Source organism: Arthrobacter sp. EpRS71, from assembly GCF_001512285.1.
Lineage (GTDB): Bacteria > Actinomycetota > Actinomycetes > Actinomycetales > Micrococcaceae > Arthrobacter.
Genome location: NZ_LNUV01000006.1, coordinates 2,402,966 through 2,426,541 on the forward strand (window position 1 = coordinate 2,402,966; position 23,576 = coordinate 2,426,541).

At 59.3% G+C, this 23,576-nt stretch carries 24 protein-coding genes and 2 pseudogenes; 10 read left to right on the forward strand and 16 right to left on the reverse strand.

The annotated features are described in order from the left end of the window. Window positions 1–41: 41 nt before the first annotated feature. Window positions 42–266 (forward strand): hypothetical protein, encoded by a 225-nt coding sequence (locus AR689_RS23875; RefSeq protein ID WP_502686024.1) that lies wholly within the window; start codon window positions 42–44, stop codon window positions 264–266. Between the two features lie 682 nt (window positions 267–948). Here the strand turns inward: AR689_RS23875 and AR689_RS22885 are convergent. From AR689_RS22885 to AR689_RS21615, 9 genes and pseudogenes are all read right to left on the reverse strand, one after another. Then, window positions 949–1,077: pseudogene (locus AR689_RS22885) on the reverse strand (hypothetical protein); the annotation flags it as partial. Window positions 1,078–1,403: 326 nt separating this feature from the next. Further along, a pseudogene (locus AR689_RS23810) lies at window positions 1,404–1,567 on the reverse strand (carbohydrate ABC transporter permease); the annotation flags it as partial. Window positions 1,568–1,595: 28 nt separating this feature from the next. After that, window positions 1,596–2,552 (reverse strand): serine hydrolase domain-containing protein, encoded by a 957-nt coding sequence (locus tag AR689_RS21585; RefSeq protein WP_062073486.1) that lies wholly within the window; start codon window positions 2,550–2,552, stop codon window positions 1,596–1,598. Then, window positions 2,549–4,204 (reverse strand): FumA C-terminus/TtdB family hydratase beta subunit, encoded by a 1,656-nt coding sequence (locus AR689_RS21590; protein ID WP_353611613.1) that lies wholly within the window; start codon window positions 4,202–4,204, stop codon window positions 2,549–2,551. The genes AR689_RS21585 and AR689_RS21590 overlap by 4 nt, the downstream gene beginning before the upstream one ends. Then, a complete protein-coding gene (locus AR689_RS23880; RefSeq protein WP_231745621.1) occupies window positions 4,176–4,481 on the reverse strand; it encodes a CoA transferase in 306 nt (101 codons plus the stop codon). The genes AR689_RS21590 and AR689_RS23880 overlap by 29 nt, the downstream gene beginning before the upstream one ends. Window positions 4,482–4,988: 507 nt before the next feature. Then, window positions 4,989–6,428, reverse strand: coding sequence for an APC family permease (locus AR689_RS21595; protein WP_082698116.1), 1,440 nt, complete (start codon window positions 6,426–6,428; stop codon window positions 4,989–4,991). Between the two features lie 247 nt (window positions 6,429–6,675). Continuing rightward, window positions 6,676–7,131: a universal stress protein gene (locus AR689_RS21605; RefSeq protein WP_062073490.1), complete on the reverse strand. Its 456-nt coding sequence runs from the start codon at window positions 7,129–7,131 to the stop codon at window positions 6,676–6,678. Window positions 7,132–7,397: 266 nt separating this feature from the next. After that, complete coding sequence (locus tag AR689_RS21610; protein ID WP_062073933.1) at window positions 7,398–8,012, reverse strand: TetR/AcrR family transcriptional regulator; 615 nt, start codon at window positions 8,010–8,012, stop codon at window positions 7,398–7,400. A gap of 5 nt (window positions 8,013–8,017) precedes the next feature. Further along, entirely contained in the window at window positions 8,018–9,163 is a 1,146-nt protein-coding gene (locus AR689_RS21615) for a pyridoxal phosphate-dependent aminotransferase (RefSeq protein ID WP_062073492.1), read from the reverse strand. A 462-nt stretch (window positions 9,164–9,625) separates the two neighbouring features. Between AR689_RS21615 and AR689_RS21620 the strand changes: the two genes are divergently transcribed. The 6 genes from AR689_RS21620 to AR689_RS21645 all read left to right on the forward strand — a co-directional run bounded on the left by AR689_RS21620 (window position 9,626) and on the right by AR689_RS21645 (window position 13,959). Continuing rightward, window positions 9,626–10,309: a 4-carboxy-4-hydroxy-2-oxoadipate aldolase/oxaloacetate decarboxylase gene (locus tag AR689_RS21620; RefSeq protein WP_062073494.1), complete on the forward strand. Its 684-nt coding sequence runs from the start codon at window positions 9,626–9,628 to the stop codon at window positions 10,307–10,309. A gap of 68 nt (window positions 10,310–10,377) precedes the next feature. Next, window positions 10,378–11,106 (forward strand): amino acid ABC transporter ATP-binding protein, encoded by a 729-nt coding sequence (locus AR689_RS21625; RefSeq protein ID WP_062073934.1) that lies wholly within the window; start codon window positions 10,378–10,380, stop codon window positions 11,104–11,106. Between the two features lie 34 nt (window positions 11,107–11,140). Further along, window positions 11,141–11,977, forward strand: a complete 837-nt coding sequence (locus AR689_RS21630) for a glutamate ABC transporter substrate-binding protein (protein ID WP_062073496.1) — start codon at window positions 11,141–11,143, stop codon at window positions 11,975–11,977. Window positions 11,978–12,016: 39 nt separating this feature from the next. Continuing rightward, entirely contained in the window at window positions 12,017–12,697 is a 681-nt protein-coding gene (locus tag AR689_RS21635) for an amino acid ABC transporter permease (protein ID WP_062073498.1), read from the forward strand. Then, a complete protein-coding gene (locus AR689_RS21640) occupies window positions 12,694–13,560 on the forward strand; it encodes an amino acid ABC transporter permease (RefSeq protein ID WP_062073500.1) in 867 nt (288 codons plus the stop codon). Before AR689_RS21635 ends, AR689_RS21640 begins: the two co-directional genes overlap by 4 nt. 123 nt (window positions 13,561–13,683) lie before the next feature. Then, window positions 13,684–13,959 (forward strand): hypothetical protein, encoded by a 276-nt coding sequence (locus tag AR689_RS21645; RefSeq protein ID WP_062073502.1) that lies wholly within the window; start codon window positions 13,684–13,686, stop codon window positions 13,957–13,959. A 475-nt stretch (window positions 13,960–14,434) separates the two neighbouring features. On the opposite strand, the gene AR689_RS23885 is transcribed toward AR689_RS21645, so the two are convergent. The 7 genes from AR689_RS23885 to AR689_RS21680 all read right to left on the reverse strand — a co-directional run bounded on the left by AR689_RS23885 (window position 14,435) and on the right by AR689_RS21680 (window position 20,322). Further along, window positions 14,435–15,037 carry a tripartite tricarboxylate transporter substrate-binding protein gene (locus tag AR689_RS23885; protein WP_082698119.1) on the reverse strand — a complete coding sequence of 201 codons (603 nt, stop codon included), beginning with the start codon at window positions 15,035–15,037 and terminating at the stop codon, window positions 14,435–14,437. After that, window positions 14,938–15,441 carry a Bug family tripartite tricarboxylate transporter substrate binding protein gene (locus AR689_RS23890; RefSeq protein ID WP_062073506.1) on the reverse strand — a complete coding sequence of 168 codons (504 nt, stop codon included), beginning with the start codon at window positions 15,439–15,441 and terminating at the stop codon, window positions 14,938–14,940. The genes AR689_RS23885 and AR689_RS23890 overlap by 100 nt, the downstream gene beginning before the upstream one ends. 243 nt (window positions 15,442–15,684) lie before the next feature. Next, entirely contained in the window at window positions 15,685–16,110 is a 426-nt protein-coding gene (locus tag AR689_RS21660) for a universal stress protein (RefSeq protein WP_062073508.1), read from the reverse strand. 442 nt (window positions 16,111–16,552) lie between these two features. After that, a complete protein-coding gene (locus AR689_RS21665) occupies window positions 16,553–17,158 on the reverse strand; it encodes an RraA family protein (RefSeq protein ID WP_156424686.1) in 606 nt (201 codons plus the stop codon). 28 nt (window positions 17,159–17,186) lie between these two features. Next, window positions 17,187–18,197: a Bug family tripartite tricarboxylate transporter substrate binding protein gene (locus tag AR689_RS21670; protein ID WP_062073512.1), complete on the reverse strand. Its 1,011-nt coding sequence runs from the start codon at window positions 18,195–18,197 to the stop codon at window positions 17,187–17,189. Continuing rightward, the gene (locus AR689_RS21675; RefSeq protein ID WP_082698121.1) at window positions 18,194–19,726 is read right to left on the reverse strand and encodes a tripartite tricarboxylate transporter permease; all 1,533 of its coding nucleotides are present in this window, start codon (window positions 19,724–19,726) and stop codon (window positions 18,194–18,196) included. Before AR689_RS21675 ends, AR689_RS21670 begins: the two co-directional genes overlap by 4 nt. Window positions 19,727–19,728: 2 nt before the next feature. Beyond that, window positions 19,729–20,322 carry a tripartite tricarboxylate transporter TctB family protein gene (locus AR689_RS21680; RefSeq protein ID WP_062073514.1) on the reverse strand — a complete coding sequence of 198 codons (594 nt, stop codon included), beginning with the start codon at window positions 20,320–20,322 and terminating at the stop codon, window positions 19,729–19,731. A gap of 145 nt (window positions 20,323–20,467) precedes the next feature. On the opposite strand from AR689_RS21680, the gene AR689_RS21685 reads away from it, so the two are divergent. The 3 genes from AR689_RS21685 to AR689_RS21695 all read left to right on the forward strand — a co-directional run bounded on the left by AR689_RS21685 (window position 20,468) and on the right by AR689_RS21695 (window position 23,566). After that, complete coding sequence (locus AR689_RS21685) at window positions 20,468–21,307, forward strand: MurR/RpiR family transcriptional regulator (protein WP_062073516.1); 840 nt, start codon at window positions 20,468–20,470, stop codon at window positions 21,305–21,307. A gap of 477 nt (window positions 21,308–21,784) precedes the next feature. Next, window positions 21,785–22,933: an MFS transporter gene (locus AR689_RS21690; protein ID WP_062073518.1), complete on the forward strand. Its 1,149-nt coding sequence runs from the start codon at window positions 21,785–21,787 to the stop codon at window positions 22,931–22,933. 276 nt (window positions 22,934–23,209) lie between these two features. Next, on the forward strand, window positions 23,210–23,566 hold the full coding sequence (locus tag AR689_RS21695; RefSeq protein ID WP_062073521.1) for a VOC family protein: 357 nt from the start codon (window positions 23,210–23,212) through the stop codon (window positions 23,564–23,566). The last annotated feature ends 10 nt before the right edge of the window (window positions 23,567–23,576 follow it).

Here is a 23,576-nt window from a genome sequence, read left to right on the forward strand (position 1 = left end):
CGAAGACTGACCACCAGCCGTTGTCCGCGCAGATCCGCCACGTGGTCCGCTCAGACATCGGCTCACCCGCCCTCACGGGCTTCATCGACCAGGAACCGGTACCCGAACTCGGGGTCCTCACGGTGGGCATCAAACAAGACGTTGGCCCGGTCGGCCTGCTCGTACTCAGCATCGGTGACCGGGGTGGCCAGCCAGCGGTAGTGGGGCTGACGGGCGATCTTCAGCACCCGGCACGTAACCGTGACGGCAACACCGTCAGCGGCTAAGTGTTGGACGAGCGGGTAGCTCATTTTCCCGGCAGATGAGCTTGAGAGAAATACGCAGCAGCCTGACGAAAGCTTCAACTTCCTGCTCCAAGGTCCTGATCCGCAGCTTCGCGGCCGCGAGTTCCGCCTGCTCACCAGTGGTCCCGGACCGGACCCGGCCTCTTTCATCCACCCATACAACGTGGTGAAGTGGACTCCGAAATACTTCGCGATCTGGGCCAGCTCAACCCAGGACTCACGATTCAACGCGACCCGGACAACATCCTCCCGGAGTTCCTTTGGGTACGGCTTGGTAACAGTAGACATCCTCTCAGCCCAGTCCCATTGACTAGGCTCAACAGACGTCACCTATCCGTGCAGCAGTCCCGACCGCGCTGATTGCGATTGGCGAAAATATACAGGCGACCCATTTGCGCCCACCTGACCAATCGGCATCAGTAAGTCGGAACTTCCAAGCAACGATAGATGGGTTGTCCGACCCAGTTGAGACGGCGGCCTCCGCGGCGGTGAGCCTCAGCCTACAGGGCAGTGGCCTGACACTGGCAACAACGGACGTTGCATGGAGTTTGAACCTGCAAACGAAGTCGATTTTACAACAAACTCTCAACGAGCCACCCGCCATATAGCGCGCTACGGTATCCTACAGAACGGCCCCGCGCCTAAACAGAGCTGAACAAAGCCCCTAGGCCCGGACCAGCGCCAGGACGCGATCGCGGATCTTTTCCATCGTGGGGCGATCCTTGGCTTCTGCGTTCAGGCGCAGGAAAGGCTCCGTGTTGGATGGGCGGAGGTTGAACCACCAGCTGCCGTTGTGGTGCCATTCCACTCGTTGGTGCCGTTCCATAGCAACACCATAGGACCCTAACCCCCAAGTGAACGTCACGTGCGACGAAAACGGCTTACTCCCGCCTCACGAATAACCGTGCATGCCAGTTGGTTAGGACGAGCGGAGGCTGGAAGGCACCTTCCAAACCCACGAGAACGACAAGTCCAGTGCCATCTCCGACCCGCTGTCCACACGATGCGTAGCGCCTTCGTCGGCGATTTGCAGTCGAAACAAGCTGGACAATCAGGTGCTAGTGCACAGTGAGGCATGCCCTAATTGATGCCGGTGGTGGCGATGCCCTTGATGAGGAATCACTGGCCGAACAGGAACACCGGGAGCAGGGACACGACGGACATCGCGAAGAATGTCCCAGCTGGTGGCGGACTGCGAGTCAACGAAGGCGCGAAGGTCTACCGGAACGGTGAACATGGTCCGGGTCCGTGAGGTAAATGAGTGCGCCGAAGAAGTCGCTCCAGGCCCGCTTTCCTTGGGGACCAGTCGCTTTAGAGGGAGTGCTGGCTGATGGTTGTAGGAACCGATTTGAGAGAATCAACTATCGTAGACCAGGCAGCTTCGAGGATCTCAGGAGCATTTTCATCGAGGGCCTGGATGGCAATAGTTGCCTTGATCTCAGGCAGGATTGCTAATATTTGGCTGAACATTCCTTCGGCGCGGTATGACCCGTCCGGATTTATCCAGAAACCGAATCCGTAGCCGGCAGTGAAGAACCTGCCATCGCTTTCAGATTGAGGGGTGTGGCTTATGACTTGGCGCGTGGTAGCCGAGCGCAGGTATTTGGCTGATACAATTCGGTGGCCTCGATAGCTGCCCTCATTAATCAGGAGCTCACCAAATCGTGTAAGCTCATCAATGCTCAATGATAATCCGTAGCCACCCATGGTGTGCCCATGAGGGCAGTTGAGCCAGTCTGGATTCTCAATACCAAGGGGGATGAAGATTCTTGAATTGCAGAAGTCGTGAAGGGTCTTTCCGGTGCGCTGCTCGATGATGCGCCCAAGGACGTAAGTACAGATGCTGGCGTAGTGAAATTGACTACCCGGCTCAGTGTTGAATTGCCTTGAGAAGAAGAATCCGAGCCAATCGGACGTTTCCTTTCTGGAGTCTCCGTCCCACGCCATATCAGAATCCGAAATGCCTGAGGTCATTGTAAGGAGATGCCTGACCCGCACCTTGAGCAAATTGCCCGATGCGCTGTCCGGGATTTCTTCTTTGAAGAAATCGCAAACCAAGTCGTCGAGTTCAAACAGGCCATCATCGACCGCGATTCCCACCGCTACTGACGTAATGCTCTTCGCGATTGAATAAACATGAAGTCGGGCATGGCGCGACAGGCGGCTGTATTCTTCAATAACATTTCCCAGGTGAGATACTTGTACAAAGTTCAGGTATCTCTGCTGCGCTTCCATCTCGCGCACAAACGTGTGCAATGCGTCGTTCATGATTGACTCCTTTTGGCTTGCGGCCGCACCTGCTGGCCGTCGGGATTGTCTACAATGCGGCGGGTGGTTCCGAGCCCCACAAGCTTCTTATCGTCCTTGTTGAAGAAATCAGTACCTTTGTCGTCAATGACTACGAAAGCGGGAAAGTCCTCAACCTCAATTTTGAACACGGCCTCCATGCCTAGCTCACGGTAATCAACCACTTCAAGGGACTTGATGCAGTCCTGTGCAAGTCGGGCTGCCGGACCCCCAACAGAACCAAGATAGAACCCGCCATTGGCCCTGCAGGACTCAGCCACAACACGGGACCGGTTTCCTTTGGCCAGCATCACCAGGGACCCCCCGAGCGTTTGAAATTCGGCTACGTAACTGTCCATCCGTCCGGCGGTCGTTGGTCCGAAAGATCCCGAGGGCATCCCCTCCGGGGCTTTAGCCGGCCCGGCATAATAGACGGGGTGGTCAATCAGATATTGCGGCAAACCTTCCCCGCGCTCCACGCGGCGGCGGAACTCCGCGTGTGCAATATCCCGAGCAACAATCAGCGTCCCGGTAAGCGAGACTCTCGTGCCGACTTGGCACTTAGTGAGTTGCTGCCGGATCTGGTCCATCGGTACGTTCAGGTCGATGGCGACGGCCGCATCCGATTCTGTGATGTCCTCTAGCCCGGTGCTGGGGATATAGGTTGCGGGGTCTTTTTCAAGCTCCTCCAGGAAGGCACCCTGGGGCGTGATTCTCCCAAGAACCTGACGGTCGGCGGAGCACGAAACCGCCAAAGCGATAGGAAGTGACCCACCATGCCGCGGCAAACGAATCACACGGACATCGTGGCAAAAGTACTTTCCGCCGAACTGCGCCCCAAAGCCGATCTGTGTGGTCAGGGCGAACACTTTTTGCTCAAATTCGAGGTCACGGTAGCCGTGTCCTGCGTCGCTGCCCTCAAACGGCAGCGTATCGAGGTAGTGGGCAGATGCCAGCTTCGCAGTCTTCAACGCAAATTCCGCGGACGTACCGCCAACCACGATGGCCAAATGGTAAGGCGGACACGCCGCTGTGCCTAGGCCTGCTATTTTTCCCCTCAGGAACTCCAACATCCGATCTTCATCCAGAATCGACTTCGTCTCTTGGAAAAGAAAGGACTTGTTTGCGCTGCCGCCCCCCTTGGCCATGAACAGGAACTCATAGTGCAGGCCCTTCCCCAGCGAGATTTCTATCTGTGCGGGAAGGTTGGTTCCCGTATTGGCCTCTTTCCACATCGTCACGGGCGACAATTGAGAATATCGAAGGTTCAAGTCTTGAAAAACGTCATAGATCCCGCGCGAGAGGTGCATCGCATCGTCCCCGTCGGTCATGACACGGTGGCCTCGCTTTGCAAAGACCATGGCAGTTCCCGTGTCCTGGCACATGGGTAGGACACCACCTGAAGCGACATTGGCGTTTTTGAGCAACTCCAGGGCAACATACCTGTCGTTCGGCGATGATTCTGGATCCTCCAGGATCCGGCGCAGTTGGGCAAGGTGTGCCGGACGCAGGTAATGGGATACGTCTCTGAACGCCTCACGCGCCATCCGCTGCAGGACCGTCGAGTCAATGTCGAGGACGGCATCGTCACCCACGCCCCGGAGTTTAATTCCTTCGCGGGTGACCAGTCTCATGGGAGCATCCGTGGCACCGACTGGAAGCAGATCTACGTGGCGGAACGATGTAGTAGTCATTTTTAACTCTCCTGACTTCCCCTACGTTATTTCGCAGGTTTGGGGGGCACCTGTCATATCTCCTTGCCTCGGTTGAGCCAGACAAGAGACTTCCCAGGCCCTTGACGGTTGTGTCGTAGCCGCGGGCCAGATCCCCGGCGCCTGGTCGCTCGACCTTGATGACCCGGGCACCAAGATCTGCCAGTTGTCTTGTCGCAAAGGTGCGCGGTCTGTTCAACGGTACGACTACGACCCCGCCCCAGGGTCAGAACGGGGTGTGGAAGAAGGGGCCGAAGGCGAGGAATTGTTGCGTAGCTGCATGCCTTAACTTTCGAGGCTGACGTCCGAAGAGTCCAATGAAAACTGTTGGCAAAAATCATGCGTCCAGCGCATCATTGCGTGTTGAAGAATTGCGGTGATTCGCGGCTCTGGGTTTGTGAGCAACGCAGCACGACCCACCGCCAACAGGGGCGGTCGCGAGTCCAATGCCGGTCGCCCGCCCGTGATCAGGGCGACTTTAGCTTGTCTCGTTTGCAAATTCCGGGGTATTTACCCCTTCGGCTGAATCCGCGTTGTGGACGTTTACTCGGCCGACACATTGGACAGTCGCGCACACATTCAGTGGCCCTTTCCCGGAATCCTGCGCGCAGATCCATTTAGGTTGCTTCGCCGCGATTCAATGCATCAACCCCTTGATCGAGAAAGTAAAGGGCCTCCCTGTAAGTGGGATGGTCTGATTGGTTGTTTAGCCGAGTTGACCTGGGTCACGAAGTTCAGTTCGTTTTGCCCAGACCACGCGGTTCACGATGTAGGTGACTACCCAGAGGATGACGCCTAGCAGCAGGAGTCCGCCGGCTATCTCGTATTGGGCAAGTGGCCGTCCAGATGACCAGGGCAGTGTCAGGTAAGTGCAGGCCACGATGCCGATGACGGGGGTTATCTTTCCTGCGGAGTAGTGGGGCCGGGCTGTGCGGTCCTTGCGGAGGACGAGGACGGCGATGTTCACGATGGTGAACACGCCAGTGAGGAGCAGAGATGTTGTCCCGCCAAGCAGGGAGATCACCGTCCCGCGGTCGTCGAGCGAGAGCACCGTGATAAGGACCAGTGCGATTCCTGTGGTGACTAGAATTCCGGCCCAGGGTGTCTGTCGCTTCGGCAGTACTCTTCCGAGGAAGGGCGGCAGGACGGCCTGTTTGCTCATTCCGTAAAGCAGCCTGCTTGCCATCAGCATGTTGAGCAGAGCTCCGTTGGCGACAGCGACCATGGAGATGAAGGGGAAAACTTGGTCGATCGGGAAGTCCGGAAGTGCGGTCTTCACCACGGTTGTCAGGGGCGTCTCGGTGGCGGCCAGCTCGGCAACGGGTACAACGGCGACGGCGCAAATCGAAACGATTGTGTAGGTGATCACACCGATTCCGAGGCCGGTGAGCATGATTTTGGGGAAGATCTTTGACGGGTTCTTCGTTTCTTCGGCCATGTTGACGGAGTCTTCGAACCCGACCATGGCAAAAAATGCCAGTGAAGTTGCCGTGCTGAGCGCTAGGAAGGTGTTCTTGTCTTCGGGTGTTTCGAAGGCAACGGCCCGACTGAAGTCAGCTTCGCCACCGCTGATGAAATAGATGCTCGCGCCAATGACCATGAGAAGGCCGCTGAGCTCGACGATGGTCAGTACGACGTTGACTTTGACGCTTTCGCTGACGCCCCGCAGGTTTACGATCATCAGCACGATCATGAAGCAGAGGGCTACGAGCATGACGCCGGTGGGACCGAAGTCGAGGTGGAATCCTTTAACGAAGTTCGCGGCGAAGGAGCGTGCAGCGGCGGATGCGGAGGTGATGCCGGAGGCCATGACCGTGAAGCAGACGATAAATGTCAGGAAGTGTATACCGAAAGCCTTGTGCACGTACAGAGCGGCTCCGGCCGCCTGCGGATACTTAGTGACAAGTTCCAGATATGAACGGGCGGTCACATATGCGACGGTGAAGGCAATAATGAACGGCAGCCAGGCAGCCCCGCCGACTTCCTTGGCGACTTGGCCGGTGAGTGCGTAGATGCCGGTGCCTAGCATGTCACCGACGATGAACAGGAGAAGGAGGCCTGGGCCAATGGCCCGCTTCAGCTGCGTGTCCTTCTGGCCGGCGGAAGCGGGGGCGGTCACGGAGTTGTTGGAGGGTGAGCTGCTCATCGGTTCGTCCTTTGACTTGTCTCGTGTCCGTCTCGTTCCCCAATAGTGGCCTTCGAACGGGTGTGCTGGGTAGAGAGTTTCGCAAGGTCGTCAATGACCTTACCCAGTGCTATCGCTCGGCCCACCTGCGTGCTCGACGGCCGGTTCTGGTTGGTGTCTATGGGGGTGGCGGCAGGTCGTTGCACGACGCTTCGTGTCAGGTGGATTTGTTTTCCTTTAAGAGGATCGTGGAAGAGGACCATGTTGTTCATTGACGTCCCTCCCTTTTAGAGGAGGGGATGTCGTCTGTTTTGGCGATGAGCACATCGCAGGGGGCGTGGTGCGCAACGTGGCTGGCCACGTTGCCGAGGACGCGGCCAAGGCCTTGCATGCGCTTGTTTCCGACGACGATCATCCGAGCCCGGTAGGTTTCAGCCTGTTTGACCAGTGCTTGGGCTGGGCTTCCTTTGACTGCGAAATATTCGATCCTGAGGTTTTGTGCGTTCAGGCTGGCCGCCGAGTTGCGGGCTATTTCCTCGGCGTCATCGGCGCCGCTGACGATCTTCCGGTCGCTGCCCGTGCCAAAAACTTCGGTCCGATCGTTATCGAAGGCGGTAACCACATGGAGGCTGGTTCCCAGAGCTAGGGCTATGTCGCTCGCCGCTTCGGCGGCCATTTGGGCGGTTTCGCTGCCATCTACGCCGACGACTATGATTCCTGTCAATTTTCTCTCCTCAACTGTTACGTGGGCATAAGCCCAGATAGGTTGGTTGGCTCGTTGCTCGCTCCCGTAATCCAACCGGGAGCACAGCGATGCTCCTTCAAGGGGTGGGAGTAGATCCCCGTACGCCGTCACTAACTGGGAGCAATAAGGTGATTGGTGTGGCACGGTACGGGGAGGTCCGGCGCTGCCAGCGCGTCTGCCGACGGTGACCGGTGTGGCCGCTTCCGATCGGCGCTGAGGTACTGCTAGGGCGGCACCAAGTCGGGTCAGCGCGCTGTCATGCCTCGAAGCGCCCCGTAGTAGGCCTGGATCAGGGTCTGGATGGTCTCGTCCTTGGACAGCCTGCCACGGTTGTGGATCATGTCGTTGATCTCGCGGGGGTCGAACATGGCGTTGTAGAACATCAACGCAAAATCAAAGCGTTCTTCGGGCACGCCGAGCTCCCGCAGAACCTCCCGGATGGGCCGCTCCCACGCGTCATGCACTGTGCCAATGACCTCGTCATTGGCGTGGAGACGGGTGAGGAAACCCTCCTTGGACCGGACCTGGATCATCGCCGGGCCGTACGTTTCCAGCAGCTTCACCCAGCGGGCGATGACATCCTCAAACAAGGAAGTGCCGTGCAAAGGCGAAGCCAGGGTGTAGTCGCGCAGGTTCACCAGTACGCTGTGCAGGTAAGCGCTGTGCAGTTCTTCCAGGGTGGGGAAGTAACGGTACGCCGTGGCCACCGATAGCTGAGCCTTTTCAGCGATTGCCGGCATTGACGCATTTTTAGGGTCTTCCCGGAGCAGCTCCCCCGCAGCGTTAAGTAGCCGGCGTTTGTTTCGCACGGTATCGCGGCGTCCGCGTACGGATGCCCCGCTGAGCTGTTCGGTAGCCACGATGGTCACCCCTGTATCTCCAGAATGCCTTGTTCGATGCGATCAAGGGCCGTCTCTAGAGTATCGAGGTCCGCGGCAAACGACAGCCTCAGGTGCCCTTCGCCGGACGGTCCGTACTCGCTTCCCGCCCGCAGGATGACCCCGTGGTCCTTGAACCTGTCGAGCATGACTGTCGCCGGGAGTGCCTGTGGGTAGCTGAAGAACGCGTAGAAGGCTCCGGTCGGTTCGGTGAATTCGACACCTGGAATGTTTTTCAAGCGTTCGACCACGTAGTCGCGGCGTTCACGATAGGCCGCAAGCATGGCCGAGGAGATACCGGGTCCCAGTTGCAGGGCTTTCAGTGATGCCCGCTGCACCGTTGCATTGACTGCACTGTTCATGGTTCGGTGCACCGCCCGGATCGATTCGATGATCCCATCGGGGGCCACCACGTAGCCGATCCGCCAACCGGTCATGGCAAAGGTCTTGGACAGAGTCTGGCAGTACACGAGGCGTTCCTGCAGAGCCGGGATGGCTAGAGAGGAGATAAACCCTTCGTCGTAGACCATGTGGGAGTACGCCTCATCGGCCAAGACCAACGTGTCGGTTCCTTGAAGCCCTTCAGCCAGCTGTTCCAGCGATTCCGGTGTGAAGACAGCCCCTGTGGGGTTCACAGGGTTGCAGAGCGCAATCAGCCTGGCGCCCCTGGCCGCAGCCACGAGCGCAGGGACATCCAGTTGGTTGTCCGACCGGGTGGGGACAAAGACGGGCTCGCCACCGGCAAGTCGTACAGCGTCCGGGTAGAGAGAGTACGTGGGTTCGGGGATGACGACCTTCTCACCAGGGTTCACAGTGGCCAGGATGGTCGCCGTGATCGCCGCCGCGCCGCCGTGGGAGACCAGAACTTCCTCAGGTCCGACACTTCGTCCGGACTCGGTCGAAACCAGGTCCGCGATGCACTGGCGAAGTTCCGGATCTCCGTTCAGATTTCCGTAATGCGTCCATCCTTCATGGAGCGCTTCGACAGCGGCGTCGATGATCTCAGAGGGCGTTTCAAAGTCAGGCTCGCCCATCGACAACGACACTGCGCCTGCCGGGGCGGCCGCACCGGTAGGGCGCAGGGAAGCGGCGGTAACGCGGGCAATGGCTGCTGAGGGCCGATATAAGTTCACGATGGCTCCGTAATAGTAGGGTCTCCCATCCAAAGTAAGACATCACTCGCAAAGTCACAAGGTCATCGCAAATAATTGCCATTCTTCGCGTATTTTCGGCGTACGGACGAAGTCAGAAACTTTGTTTCAGCCTTGTAAACACTCGCTTCACCTATTGACCCATCAAATCAATGCGAGCAAACTCGTAGTTGCGACTTCACTCTCAATGTGCTTTAGTGTGATTCAAGGCACAGCGAGGTGTGGGGTTCGCCAAGCCGAACCCACGTAGAAGGAGAAGGCCAAGATGAAGCGCAGATCGCTCGTCGAGCTCAGGAAAGATACCCGCCACGAGACGGTCCGGCGTTCGACGTCGTCGCCCGGGAGTGCTTCCCGCGCCGGGACTCCCGGCGCCCCTTCCCGTCGCCCTCAAACCTCTGGCCAATACCGCAATCCCGAAGGAGACCAGGCGTCACGCCGATCGCAATGACCAAGACACAGGAATACAACCAGACCAACGCCGAGGTTTCGGAATACACCCACGAGCAGCTGCAGCGCTTGAAGCAGCTCGGCACGGCCACCGTCTACGAGGCGCAGGGCCAGCGAGGGTCCATTGCTTCGGAAATCCGACCCCTGGATCCGGCCATGAAACTGGTGGGAACGGCGCTCACCGTCAACACCACTCCCGGGGACAATCTGATGTTTCACCAAGCGGTGCTGATGGCACGCCCGGGCGATGTCCTGGTCGTGGACGCCAAAGGTTTCACCGACGCCGGCCCGTGGGGCGACGTCCTCACCCTCGCTGCACAGCAGGCGGGTATCGCCGGGTTGGTCATCGACGGTTCCGTCCGGGACTCCGAAGCCATTATCGAAGCTGGTTTCCCGGTGTTCTCCCGTGGCATCTCAATCCGCGGAACTACGAAAGTTGACCCCGGAGAAGTGGGCGGGACCATCAACCTGGCAGGCACGTTGGTCGAGCGCGGGGACATCATCATCGGCGACCGTGACGGACTCGTTGTGGTCAAGGCTGCGGACGTCCTCGACTCGCTGGAGAAGGCAGAAGCCCGCGAGGCCAAAGAAGAGGAGTTCCGTCGCCGAATCCTGGACGAAGGCGCCTCCACGGCAGAACTTCTGGGGCTGCTCCCAACTCTCCAACGCTACGGATGGTAACCATGGCTTCCTCCCACACCCCAGCAGCTGCGCTGATCCCCGACGGTGATACTTCCATCGTGCCCACGATGATCTCCATGAGGGGCGTGAACAAGCACTTCGGTCCCCTCCACGTCCTTCGTGACATCAACCTTGAAGTCACCCGCGGCCAGGTCGTCGTCGTCCTGGGCCCCTCCGGCTCCGGCAAGTCCACTCTGTGCCGGACAATCAACAGGCTGGAAACGACCGACACCGGATTCATCGCCATCGATGGCCAGGCGCTGCCCGCAGAGGGCAAAGCACTCACCCGATACCGGGCTGACGTCGGCATGGTATTCCAGTCATTCAACCTCTTCGCCCACAAGACAATCCTCGAAAACGTCATGCTTGCACCCCAGAAAGTGCGCAGACTCTCCAAGACTGCAGCCCGGGACCGTGCGATGGCCCTGTTGGAGCGGGTTGGCATCGCCAACCAGGCAGACAAGCTGCCGGCCCAACTCTCCGGCGGCCAGCAACAGCGCGTCGCCATCGCCCGGGCCCTCGCCATGGAGCCAAAGGTCATGCTCTTCGATGAACCAACTTCGGCGCTGGACCCCGAAATGGTCACCGAGGTCCTGGAAGTCATGTCGTCTCTGGCCAAAGGCGGCATGACGATGCTCGTAGTCACCCATGAAATGGGCTTCGCCCGCCGGGCCGCGGACAGAGTGGTCTTCATGGCTGACGGTCAGATTCTTGAAGACACCACGCCCAACGAGTTCTTCTCCAATCCCGCAACTTCGCGTGCGCGGGACTTCCTTAGCAAGATCCTCAGCCACTAACTCCCCAAATCTCCCCAAAAGAAGAGCGATCCCCATGAAACTCAAAGCACTTATTGCAGTCCCTGCCCTCGCCGTCATCCTCGCCGCCACCGGCTGCGGTGGCCAGGCAGGCAGCAGCGACGCCAAAGGCCTGACCGCCAGCGCTTCGGACGGCCTGACAATCGGTATCGCCTTCGACCGCCCCGGCATCAGCCAGAAGAACCCTGACGGCTCCTTCAGCGGCTTCGACGTCGACGTCGCAAAGTACGTCGCCACCAAGCTCGGCGTTGAAGAATCCAAAATCACCTGGCTGGAAGCACCGACCCCGCAGCGCGAAAACCTGATCCAGAACGGCCAAGTTGACTACGTAGTCGCCGCCTACACCATCAACGATGCGCGCAAGGAAAAGGTCGGATTCGCCGGCCCCTACCTGACGGTCGGCCAGTCGCTGCTCGTCCGCCAAGATGAAACGGCCATCACCGGCCCGGAATCACTCACCGGCGGCAAGAAACTCTGCTCCGTGACAGGCTCCACCCCGGCCCAGAACATCAAGAAAAAATACGCCCAGGACGTCCAGCTCCAGGAGTACGACACCAACTCCGCCTGCGTCGAAGCACTCAAGGCCGGCGCAATCGACGCGATGACCACCGATGATGTCGTCCTGGCCGGCTACGCAGCTGTCAATCAGGGCAAGCTCAAGGTCGTCGGCAAGCCGTTCACCAAGGACTCCTACGGCATCGGTGTGAAGAAGGACGACGCCGAAGGCCGCAACAAGGTCAACGATGCCATCGAGGAAATGATCAAGGATGGTTCCTGGGCCAAGGCCTTCGAAAAGAACCTGGGCGCCTCCGGCTATGAAATGCCGACGCCTCCGTCTGTCGACCGGTACTAAGCACCGCCGCGCCGCCCCTACGGATCCGGAAGTCATCCCATGGAAATACTCACAGAATATGGTGACCAACTGATCACCGCGTTCATTCGCACGATACAGCTCGCCGGGCTCTCTGCCGTGGGGGCGCTCGTACTCGGCACCATCCTCGCCGCAATGCGCGTCTCCCCTGTTTGGGCGCTGCGCACCGTGGCCACAGGCTACGTCAACATTGTCCGGAACACCCCCCTGACCCTGGTGGTGTTGTTCGCCTCCTTCGGCCTTGCCCAGCAGCTCGGCGTCACCCTGGTGGATCCCAACTCCCCCACCTCAATCACTGACAGTTCCTTCCGCCTCGCGGTTCTGGCCTTCAGCACCTACACGGCCACGTTCGTCTGCGAAGCACTCCGGGCAGGTGTGAACACCGTCCCGATCGGGCAGTCCGAAGCCGCACGTTCCTTGGGTCTGGGCTTCACCCAAGGGTTGCGCTACATCGTTTTGCCCCAGGCGTTCCGTGCCGTCGTCGCCCCCTTGGGCAGCATCATGATCGCACTGATCAAAAACACCACGATCGCATCGGTCATCGGCGTCGCTGAAGCGTCACTGCTGATGAAAGAAGTCATCGAAAACACATCGGCCCTGATCGTCGTCGGCCTCATCTTCGCCCTCGGGTTCATGTGCCTGACGATCCCCACCGGCGCCGTATTCGGATTCCTCAGCAAGAAACTGGCGGTACGAACATGAGCAATCAGCCTGCACTCAAGACTCTCTACGACGCACCCGGACCCCGCGGTAAGACGCTGAACATCATCATCAGCGCCCTTTGCCTGGCCGGCCTCGTCGGCGGCATGTTCTGGGTCATATCGGCGCTGAACGCCAAAGGCCAGCTGGCCCCGGAAAAGTGGCAGCCCTTCCTTACCGCTGACATGTGGCGCACCTACCTGCTGCCCGGAATCGCCGGGACCCTGCAGGCAGCCGGCCTCGCCGTTGTCCTGGCAACCGCACTGGGGATCGTGCTCGGCGTGGGACGCATGTCCCAGATCAAAATCCTCCGCTACGGCTGCGGCGCCGTCGTTGAGTTCTTCCGGGCCATGCCTCTGCTGATCCTTATGATCTTCTGCTTCCAACTCTTTGCCAACTACAACCTGTTCCCATCAACCCAGATGGCCATGGCAGCGGTCGTTACCGGCCTGACCTTATGCAACGGGGCAGTTATCGCAGAGATTGTCCGCGCGGGCGTCCACTCGCTTCCGCGGGGTCAGAGCGAAGCATCCATGGCGCTTGGCCTCGGCAGCGGACAGATGATGCGGATGATCCTACTCCCTCAGGCCATCACCGCCATGCTCCCCCCGATCGTGTCCCAGCTGGTCGTCGCGCTCAAGGACACCGCGCTGGGCTACCAGATCACCTATGTCGAGGCGGTCCGGCAGGGTGTTCAGGCAGGGTCTGCATACTCCAACTACATCCCGGCTCTGCTGGTTGTGGCGGCAGTAATGATAGCCATCAACTTCGCCCTATCCCAGCTAGCCGTCACGGCCGAAAACAGGCTCCGAAAAGGCCGCAAAGCCGTTGTCAAACCTGAAGAAGTAGCTATCCCCCAGATCTAATTGCAGGCACATGGAAAGGTCTCCCTCCGCAGCGAGTTCAGCTGCGGAGGAAGACCAACATCGTGAGACCGCAACCAAAAATCGTGTGCTCTCCCGCCATCACTCAACAAGGAAGTAAAGGCTATGACCGCCTACCGCCATAAGGACTGGAACCAGCTCGTTGGTGCTTTCGTGGAAATCCGGCTAAACCGTGTAACCCTCCGCAAGGGCTACGTCGAACACGCGATGCCTAACTCGTCCGCCTTGTGGCTGGCCGCTGATAAGGAGCACGGCAGGGCCATTTTTGAATCTGCGGAAGGTCACGAGGTTTGGGTGGAACCCCAGGAAATGGAAGGCACTTTCACCTATCGCATGACGACATCTGCCCTCTACCCCGCGCTTCGCCGTAGCGATCCCTGACGCTGTAAAGAGGGTTGGAAATACCTGAAGACCCAATCCTTCCAATATCAAAGGAAAGAACACGCCGTGACGCCAACCACCTCTCCCACCCCACAGGCAACAGCTCTGGCGGCTACCGGCGATCACGCGCCGGTTAGCGGGTGGTGGCGGCCGAACGAAGACCCACAACCGTTCCGTTACGTGCAGGAGGGGGACGTCATGCCCTCCCTCGGCGGTGAACGGACCTTGTGGACCTTGGTTCACGAGCTGGCACCAACGCGACGAGCACATCGTCAGCAAAGCGTTGTCGCGGAAGGGCCCCAAAGGGAACTTTAGGACCAGCTGGAATACCCGAGACTTCCTGCCACAACCGAGTTCGGCACTGATCATTCTGCCCTTTTGGGACCCGGCCGCGGGGTCCTCACCCATCGGTCTTTATAGGGCACCAAAACGAAGCTGGAGCAGCGTCAAGGGATTGCTTTGTCCCCGGCGTTGCCTATTTCTGTGCTAAAACCTCCTGGATGATCGGTTTGACCATCGTTTCCCGTTTCTCCCACAGGATGCTGACATCCTTTCCAGAGATCCAAGTGGGCTGCGTTCCCGAGGCGCGAATTTTTTCCTGCACGTCGTGATTCTGGGCTGCTTTTTCCAAGGCTGATTCCAGCGCGGCCACTACGGCCGGTGGTGTCGTCGCAGGGACGGAAATCGTGAAGTTGCTGCTCATCGGTTCCACGTCATACCCAGCGCTTCGCAGGGTGGGTACATCCGGGGTGAATGAGCTGACCTGGTCGTCAACGACAGAAAGAACCCGGACGTCTCCTGCCTTGTATTGGGCAAAAAAGCTGGCGACACCTCCCAGTGCAAAATCTATCTCCCCACTAATAAGAGCAGATACCTTGTCCGCGCCGCTGTTGTAGTGCACTACGTTGAAGTCCAGCCCCAGTTTCTGCTCCAGGATTGCCAGGTTTATGTGGTCATCACCTCCTCTGGAATCGGTGCCTACTTTGACTGTCCCGGTGCAGCTTTCACCGCGTCGAATAGCGACTTGATGTCTTTGTGGGAGCTGTTCGTGTTGACACTGATCACTAAAGCATTGGATCCGAAGGAGCCGATTGGTGTGAAGCTGCTGCGGTCAAAGCCAGCCTTTTTGCTCGGGTCCAGGTACCGGCCCAAAATGGAGGGAAGGTTAGTAGCGCCCAGTGTTAGCCCGTCCGGTTTAGCGTTTGCAAGGTAGTTCAAGCCCAGTATCTGGCCTCCGCCTTCCTTGTTTAGAACTTTGATCGTCGCGCCTAAGTGTTCCTGCATGGCAGGTGCCACGATGCGAGCAACCACGTCGTTACCGCCGCCCGCTGCGGAGGGCACCACCCACTCCACTGTCGCCCCGGGCTTCGGAAAGTCAGCCTCTGCTGCTGCCGGAGGGGAACCGGCCTGGCCAGCGCAAGCGCTGAGGATCAACGCCATGGAGCCAGCCAGCACCGTAGTTTTAAGCACAGCGAATTTCATGATGCGATCTCCTTTGAATTGACGTATTACTGTTTCCCAGGTTCTCACTGGGATCCTCAATCGGAGGGCGGTGTTCTGAATTGGCCTGCGACAGGTAATTGCCCGTCCCTAACGCACACGGGGCCAGCCGACCCTCAAGTTTGTACCTTGATTCTGATCGAAATTGAATGACTGCCAGGGGTGATGACTTCTAAACTCTTAGGGGCTGTATCCTGCTAGGGGCAGGCGCATAATGGCCACTTTCTAGTCCATCCTTTTGTCCCTTGGCTTGCGGTCGGTGTGCGCCTTCACGGCCAGCACCGGGCATGAGGCTTCCAATAGGATGCCCTGGGCGGTGCTGCCCATTATCAGCTTGCCTACTGGTGTGCGCCGACGTAGTCCGATTACAATCAGTTCCGCGCCATACTCCTGCGCGGCTTCCAAGACTTCGGTCACGGCATCTCTGCCACGAATTGGATGCCTAATCAGGTGATCGACACCGTCACGAGCTAACCGCTCTTGGATGGCCTTGATGTGTAGGTCATCAGCTTGGCGGTCGTCGACGTACGCGTCCCCTCGTGACGAGTTAATCACTAGGAGCAGCTTTTGGTCCCTTCTAGCCATATCGATTGCGTGTTCCAGCGCCGCGTTGCCTTCAGGCGTGGGGATATAACCGACCACTATGGTCATGTGTTCTCCTAGGTTTGGATGGGCAGAAAACCGATTTCATCTCGCTAGTGAGCCCCCGCTGGGTGGCCGTAAAGTGCTGAATGGCATCTAAAAATGCCCAGCTGAGGTGGGGTCGCGCGCCGTTCCCGCGTTGCCCTGCCGCCCGGTTGATTTGTGGCCCTTCGTGCAGCTCAGGTGCAACCCGTGCACAGTGACTACGTTGTATTTGGGGTCGGGTGGCGAAGGTCGCATCTTTGATTTTGCGGCGGAGGACTTGCCCTTGCCCAAGATTTCTGACGCACCAGACATTCGAGTACTCGATACACGGCGGAAGGTGAAGAGTTATAGGCGCCTTCCAGCGAATACTGCGACGCAGGCGACTACGAGGCGATGGAAGTGCCGGGCGGACTTTCTTCGAATCCGCCCGGCACCGAGCCCAGCCGATAAGATACTGCGAGGGACTTTAGACAACGCTCGCGAAGGCGACGCGTTTGGCTGCTTCTCCTGCTTCGATCTTTTCCGCCTCGGCCAGCACCTGTTCCGCTTCCTCGCGCCGGACTACCACGACGCCGTCGGCATCAGCTACGACGATGTCTCCGGGTGAGACGACGACTCCGTCGATTGCTACGGGGAGTTGCAGGCGGCCGGGGCCGAACTTGTAGGGTCCTGCCGGGGTGACGGAGCGGGCGAAGACGGGCAGTCCGCATTCTGCCAGTGCGTCGGCGTCGCGGACGGCGCCGTCGATGACGAAGCCGGCCAGGCCCAGGCTTTTAGCCCGAATACCGATCAGGTCACCGATAAGAGCGCGGGACTGGTCACCGCCGCCGTTGACCACTATCACATCGCCAGGTTTTGCTTCGTCCAGGGCTTTGTGGATGTTGAGGTTGTCGCCCGGCCGGGTCCATACGGTGAAAGCAGGTCCGGCGAGTTTCGCTCCGGTCCATGTCGGTGAGAGTGAGGAAGCTACGCCGATTCGCTCCTGTGCATCACCAATATTGGCGGCCGGGATGACCGCGAACCGCCGCACTAGTTCAGCGGTGGAGGGGTGGGATGTGTTTTCTGCCTGCATCGTTTCGTCGGTCTTTCTGCTGGTGTGATTACTGCTGTTGGAGGAGTTCATCGATGACTGGCTTCATTTGCTGTTCACGCTTTTCCCAAAGGGCGCTGATGTCACTCCCGGACACCCAGTCCGATTGGGTGGCAGCGCCCTTGAGCTTTTCTTGAACGGTGGGATCCTCTGAGGCCTTCTTCAGTGCAGACTCGAGCCTTGCCACAACTTCCTTAGGGGTCTTGGACGGGACGGATACTGCGAAGTTGTTTGTCATGGGTTCGACGTCGTAGCCGGCGCTCTCCAGAGTGGGAACCTCCGGCAAGAAAGAGCTGGCCTCGTCATCGATAACGGTAAGAATCTTGATGTCACCGGATTTGTACTGGCCGAAGAAGCTGGATACGCCGCCGATCGCGAAGTCGATTTCGCCGGAGACAAGGGCCGCGACTTTGTCGCCTCCGCTGCCGTAATGGACGATGTTGAAGTCCAGGTCGAGTTCCTTCTCCAGGATGCGCAGGAAGATGTGGTCATCGCCCGCCCGTGAGTCGGTACCTGCTGTGATCTTGCCGGGCTCGGCCTTGACGGCGTCGAACAGTTCTTTGATGGTTTTGTACTTGCTGTCCTTGTTGACGCCTATGATGACGTCATTGGAAGCGAAGGAGCCGACGGGCGTGAAGCTGCTCCGGTCGAACGCTGCCTTCTTGCTGGGGTCCAGGTAGCGGCCCAGAATGGACGGGACATTGGTGTAACCGAAGGTGAGGCCGTTGGGCTTTGACTGGGCGAGGTAGTTGAGGCCGATTACTTGGCTGCCGCCTTCCTTGTTGACCACGTTCACAGTGGCGCCGAGATCTGCTTGCACAGCTGGCGCCATAATGCGGGCCAGCGTGTCGTTGGCGGCACCTGGTGCCCCGGGTACGATCCACTCAAGGGTGGAGCCCGCTTTGGGGAAGTCGGCCGCTGCTGTGGTGGAGGTGCTGCCGCCTTGGCCACCGCAGCCGGTAAGGGCCAAGGCGATGGATGCGGCGAGGGCCGTGGTGGTCAGTGCGGTCAGTTTCTTCATTTCGCAAGCTCCTTTGGTGCGATGGCGGTGCGGGATTTCTTCTTCAGCATTGAAGCGATCAGAGGACGAACCGCGCCGAACAGGACGGCGGCGGTGATGACGGCAAGGAGAGTGAGGCTGATGGGTCCTTGCAGGAAGACGCCGTAGTCGCCGCGTGACAGGGCCAGGGACCGCTGGAAGTTCTCCTCCAGCAGCGGGCCCAAGATGAGGCCCAGGACTAGCGGGGTGAGGGGGACCTTAACCAGTTGGAAGATGTAGCCAAGGACACCGGCGCCGAGCATGATGAGGATGTCGAACGGGCTGCCGTTGATGGAGTAGGTGCCTAGGAACATGAACGCCAGGATGGCGGCCATGAGGTAGTGGAACGGGACTTTCAGTACGGTGATCCAGACCCGGGCCAGCGGGACGTTGAGGAGCAGGAGGATCAGGTTGCCTACGATCAGGCTGGCGATGATGGCCCAAGCCACGTCCGGGTTGTCGCGGAACAGCAGGGGTCCGGGGATGAGGCCGTTCATGGTGAACGCGCCAGCCATGATGGCCACGGTGGCGGAGGTGGGGATTCCTAGGGTGAACAGCGGGATCATGGAAGAGACCGCCAGTGCGTTGTTGGCTGATTCAGGGCCGGCGATGCCTTCCACAGCGCCCTTGCCGAACTCGTGCCGGTGCTTGGACAACTTCTTCTCCGCGGCGTAGGAGGCCAGCGAAGTTGCGGCGCCGGGAGAACCGGGCAGCAGGCCCATGAAGAAGCCGATCAGGGAGCCGCGCAGGGAGGGGAACGCCGAGCGGCGCAGGTCGGTGCGGGTGGGCATGAGCCGGGCGACCTTCAGTGGACTGGGGACGCCCAGCGGCCCTTTTTGGGCTTGGCCGAGGACTTCGCTGAGGCCGAAGATGCCCATGACGACCGCTACCAGTCCCAAGCCGTCGAACAATTCGGGCATGTCGAAAGTGAAGCGGGCGATGCCGACGCCGGAGTCTACCCCTACCGTGGCGATGGCAAGACCGGCCGCGGCGCTGAGGAGGGCCTTGGCCGGGTTGTTGCCCGCGAAGCTGGTGATAAGGGCGAATCCGAGTAGGGAGACAAGGAACAGTTCCGGGGCCCCGAATTCGAGGGCGAGCCTGCTGAACGGTGCTACCACCACGAAACCGACGACGCCGATCAGGCCACCCACAAATGAGGCAAGGGCGGCGATCACCAAGGCGGGTCCGCCGCGTCCCTTTTTGGCCATCTGGTAGCCGTCCAGTGTGGTTGCGATGGAGGAGGCCTCGCCCGGGATCCGCAGCAGGACCGCGGTGGTCGTCCCGCCGTAGGCCGCGCCATAGAGGATTGCTGCCAGCATGATGATCGCAGAGGTTGCATCAAGCCCGAAGGTCACCGGGATCAGTAGTGAGACGGCGGCCGCCGGACCGAAACCAGGCAGCACGCCCACCAGCATTCCGAGGACACAGCCGAGCAGCGCGAACAGGAGATGTTCTGGGGTGAAGACTGTGGCTAGGCCACCGAGGAGCTGGTCGAAGCCAATGTTGATCATGACTACAGCCCCAATCCGGCAAGGAAGTCAATGGACGCGGTGGGCAGCGCGGTCCCCAACCACACTTCGAAAACCAGCCGTGATGCGAGAGCCGACCCAACTGCAACCAGAGCGGATATCCAGAGCTTCCGTTTGCTGACAAAGAACAGGATGGTTCCAAGCATCAGCGTCATCACAAGGGTGTAGCCCAGCAGTGGCAACAGGAGGGCAGCCAGCAGGATCGCGGCAGCGATGATTCCCACCCTCGCCCAGCCTTGGCGGTCAGGAAAGTCGGCTTCAGGTTCTTCGCTGTTGTCATCGTCGAGCAAGGCCACCAAGGCAGACTCGGACTCGTGGTGCGGCGGCAGCGATTCGACGGTGTCGCCGGTGACGGGTGCTGCTGCGGACGTCCGGTGTGACGCGGCCAGTTGGAGGGCCCAGAGCACGCCGGCCAATGCCATCAGCATGCCAGCGGCTGTGGGAAAGAACCCGGCCCCTACCCCGGAGGTGTTGGTCAGGCCGTAGCCGGCGCCGACTATTGCCATCGAGGTCCCCCCGGCGGTGGCCGCTGCGGCCACGGCCCATTCAAGCGCAACAGGCGCGTTGAGATTTTGCATCTTGATTGTCCGCCTCTCTGCGGAAAGTAAGAAAAGTTGAATGCAAGGTCGGTCAGAAGCCGATGTTGCAACCTTGCACAGAATTGCACAACCGTGAGAGAGTGTCAATCATCACATATCGCGTGGGACCTCAAAGGAGAGTCAAGTGAGTTTCAGAACCGTGGCGTCTGGCAGCACGCTTTCGCTCAGCACGTCCGAGGAGCGCGTGATGAACGTGCTGATGGGTGAGTCCGTTGCCTCCGCACCGGCCGCTGAAGTTGCCAAAAGAGCTAATACCCACGTTTCCACGGTGATACGGCTGGCACAGAAGCTGGGCTACAAGGGGTACCCCGAGCTCCGTGAGGACCTGCGCAAGGACGAAGAAGGAGTCGTGCAAAGCGCTACGATCATGAGGGGAAGCACCGGGCACACCCTCGCAGAATTCCTCGCTGACGAGGCAAAATCGATCACAAGGTTGAGCCAATTCGTCTCTCAGGAAGACTTGGACTCCGTGGCCCGCACTCTCCACTCATCAGGCATCATCTACCTGTTTTCCAACGTCGATGAACACCCGCCCTTGAACGTCCTTGCACGGCGTCTTCGGCGCTTGGGGATGACCACTGTAATTCTCGGCCCTACGGCCAAGGACCTCGCTGAATCATTCGTCCCCTTTGATCACACCAGCACTCTTATCGCCATGGCAATGAAAGAGGCTCCACGTCAGCTGCCAGCCATCATGGCAGAAGCCCAAAGGCGCGGCGGCCGGACTGTCCTGATCTCGGACACCCCCGGTCATCAGTTCCGCCCCGCCCCGCATCATCTCCTGGCGGCCCGGCGGGGAGACGACCTCGAATACCGCACCCAACTCGTACCAATGGCACTCACCTACGCCATTCAGCTGGCAATCTTCCACTTGGACCCCGAAAAATACGGCGCAGCAAGGGATGATATCGAGGACCTAATCCGGCTGTTCGGAGGGACGGACGAAATCTCCCTCCGCTCATGACCCTGGACAGTGAAGCAGGCTCCTAGCCGATAACAAGGAAGGGTTCCTGGCAGTCATGCGATTTGCCGCCAAACAAACGGAGGGCTTGACGGGGAGTGCTTAACTGGATCCCTGGCCGGCGTTTGGAAGCAGCAGCACAGCCATGTGATTCCGCAATTTAAACGGTGACCGTGGGCCGGATCTTCGACTTAACGCGAGTAGCCCAATCAGCTAAGCCATAAAGAGCTCAGGGACCGACCGAAGACCTTGACGCAACGCGTCCGAAGGTGTCGCCGACTTTGCATCTTTTCTTGCAACCTTGCCTTGTTCTGCATACTTGTGAAAGAGTCCCAATCGTCGAACGTGATTTTGGAGGAGATCCTGAGTGAGTATCAAAGCCATGGCCTTTAGCGGTTGGGAGTGAGTGCAGCCCGGTGGCGGGCAGCGCTCAGTGCCGAAGCTGTATTGGCCCAAGCTGCATGGGTCGGAGTCCGGCTCATGGTTGGCTACCGGGCTCTTGCTGAAGGCGCCGACCCTTTATATCTCGGGGCTCTGGCCTCAAGCTTCGCTTTGCCGGCACTGTTGGCGGCCATTCCGGCGGGACGGGTGGCCGATAAGGCCGGCGGTACGCTCATGGCCTTTGCGGGGCTGGTTATCGCGGGAGGCGGAATAGGCGCCTTGGTTGTATTCCCGGGGCTAGTGCCGCTCCTGATTAGCAGTGTAGTGATCGGGTTGGGCCAGCTGTTGATCATGGTAGGGCAACAGACCTTCGTGGCACATGCTAGCGCTGGGGGCTCAGCCGATAGCGCTTTCGGAACACTGACTGCCGCCAGTTCGGTTGGGCAGCTCATTGGCCCTCCCGCCGTGACTTTCGCGGCCTCCCTTGTTATAGCGGCCGATAGCCCGACGCCGGATACGACTTTGGGCCTTTTGGTGTGTCTGGGGTTGACGCTCATGGCTATGCCAGCGTTCTTTTTTCTTCGACGCATTGATGCCGGGTTGCGGAGGGGGCGGCAGCTGCAGACTAAGAAATGGGCAATGACCGGCAATAAGCCCACGAGCCCAGGCCTGTGGCGTTCAATGCTCGTCAGCGGTGCTGTCCTGGTCACGATGGATCTGATGTACGCGTTCGTCCCGGTCTGGGCGACTGATGCCGGCGTATCAGCCGCCACCGTCGGGATCCTACTTGCCCTGCGCGCTGCCGTTTCGGTCGTGAGCAGGGTTGGACTCGGCTGGCTTATTGGCTTGTTGGGCCGCAAGGCCACTTTGATAGCTTCCATTGCGGCAGCGACCGTGGCGCTCATCGCTCTTCCGTTATCCGACCTTTATGGTGCAATAGCCGTCATGATCGGATTGGGCATCGGCCTCGGAATCCCGCAGCCACTAACTATGGCCTGGGTCATTGCCCTAACCGATCCGACCCGGCATGGAGCTGCTTTGGGGCTTCGGCTTACAGTTAACCGATTCGCCCAATTAACGTTGCCTCTCGCGGTCGGCGCGCTGGCGGCGCCGTTGGGCGTTTCGGGTATCTTTTGGTCCAATGCGGGTCTCCTTGCGGGCGCCATCGCAGTTGCCGCCGGTGCCGACGTCACTGGTCCGTCCGGAAAAGCAGTGCCAGATGTCGGGCCGGAGGGCGACGCCACCTAGCCGGGCGACCCGTGCCGGCGCTGCGGAGACCAGAATTTAGCTCAAGCATTCCCACATCCAAGACCCCTGGTGGCTCCTATCTGCGTGAGCTCTCATGGCCATGCCCATCACCCTCAAACCCTTCGACAGTCGAGCCTAAACCCCTTCACATCAAGACCTGCAAGAAAATTGCATTAGATATTGAACATGCATGAAATCATGCATATAGTGGTGGAGTTCACTAAGCTGACCTCGATTCGAAGCGGGTCAGTGACTCAATGAGGAGGAAGAGCAAGGATGCTTACCCGGATCGATCACATAGACCTGAAGGTCCCCGACCTTGCCAGCGCGGTTGATTTCCTGAAGTCTCTTGGGCTTGAAGTTGTTCGCGTTACAGACCCGGAGAGAGGTTCTGTTGAACTTGCCCTTCCTGGCCAAGGGCAGATCGTCTTCGAACTTCGTGAAGACCGATCCGTGGCGTCCACGACCCTGAACCATGTGGCCTTTGCCACCAGCGACGCCGTTACAGATGTCAACGCGTTCAAGTTGATGGGCCTTGCTGTGACGAAGGAACACGCTCTCATTCAGCACTCAGGACGGACCATTTCAAACATCGCCGATCCAAGCGGCGTTACCTGGCAGCTCACAAACTAACGACGCATCC

Excerpts from the sequence above, each read along its gene's own strand:
- AR689_RS21585 (WP_062073486.1), bottom strand. The coding sequence starts at position 2,552 with ATGAACGACGCATTGCACACGTTTGTGCGCGAGATGGAAGCGCAGCAG.
- AR689_RS21590 (WP_353611613.1), bottom strand. The coding sequence starts at position 4,204 with ATGAGACTGGTCACCCGCGAAGGAATTAAACTCCGGGGCGTGGGTGAC.
- AR689_RS21595 (WP_082698116.1), bottom strand. The coding sequence starts at position 6,428 with ATGAGCAGCTCACCCTCCAACAACTCCGTGACCGCCCCCGCTTCCGCC.
- AR689_RS21620 (WP_062073494.1), top strand. The coding sequence starts at position 9,626 with ATGACCAAGACACAGGAATACAACCAGACCAACGCCGAGGTTTCGGAA.
- AR689_RS21625 (WP_062073934.1), top strand. The coding sequence starts at position 10,378 with ATGATCTCCATGAGGGGCGTGAACAAGCACTTCGGTCCCCTCCACGTC.
- AR689_RS21630 (WP_062073496.1), top strand. The coding sequence starts at position 11,141 with ATGAAACTCAAAGCACTTATTGCAGTCCCTGCCCTCGCCGTCATCCTC.
- AR689_RS21635 (WP_062073498.1), top strand. The coding sequence starts at position 12,017 with ATGGAAATACTCACAGAATATGGTGACCAACTGATCACCGCGTTCATT.
- AR689_RS21640 (WP_062073500.1), top strand. The coding sequence starts at position 12,694 with ATGAGCAATCAGCCTGCACTCAAGACTCTCTACGACGCACCCGGACCC.
- AR689_RS21645 (WP_062073502.1), top strand. The coding sequence starts at position 13,684 with ATGACCGCCTACCGCCATAAGGACTGGAACCAGCTCGTTGGTGCTTTC.
- AR689_RS23890 (WP_062073506.1), bottom strand. The coding sequence starts at position 15,441 with ATGAAATTCGCTGTGCTTAAAACTACGGTGCTGGCTGGCTCCATGGCG.
- AR689_RS21660 (WP_062073508.1), bottom strand. The coding sequence starts at position 16,110 with ATGACCATAGTGGTCGGTTATATCCCCACGCCTGAAGGCAACGCGGCG.
- AR689_RS21665 (WP_156424686.1), bottom strand. The coding sequence starts at position 17,158 with ATGCAGGCAGAAAACACATCCCACCCCTCCACCGCTGAACTAGTGCGG.
- AR689_RS21670 (WP_062073512.1), bottom strand. The coding sequence starts at position 18,197 with ATGAAGAAACTGACCGCACTGACCACCACGGCCCTCGCCGCATCCATC.
- AR689_RS21675 (WP_082698121.1), bottom strand. The coding sequence starts at position 19,726 with ATGATCAACATTGGCTTCGACCAGCTCCTCGGTGGCCTAGCCACAGTC.
- AR689_RS21680 (WP_062073514.1), bottom strand. The coding sequence starts at position 20,322 with ATGCAAAATCTCAACGCGCCTGTTGCGCTTGAATGGGCCGTGGCCGCA.
- AR689_RS21690 (WP_062073518.1), top strand. The coding sequence starts at position 21,785 with ATGGTTGGCTACCGGGCTCTTGCTGAAGGCGCCGACCCTTTATATCTC.
- AR689_RS21695 (WP_062073521.1), top strand. The coding sequence starts at position 23,210 with ATGCTTACCCGGATCGATCACATAGACCTGAAGGTCCCCGACCTTGCC.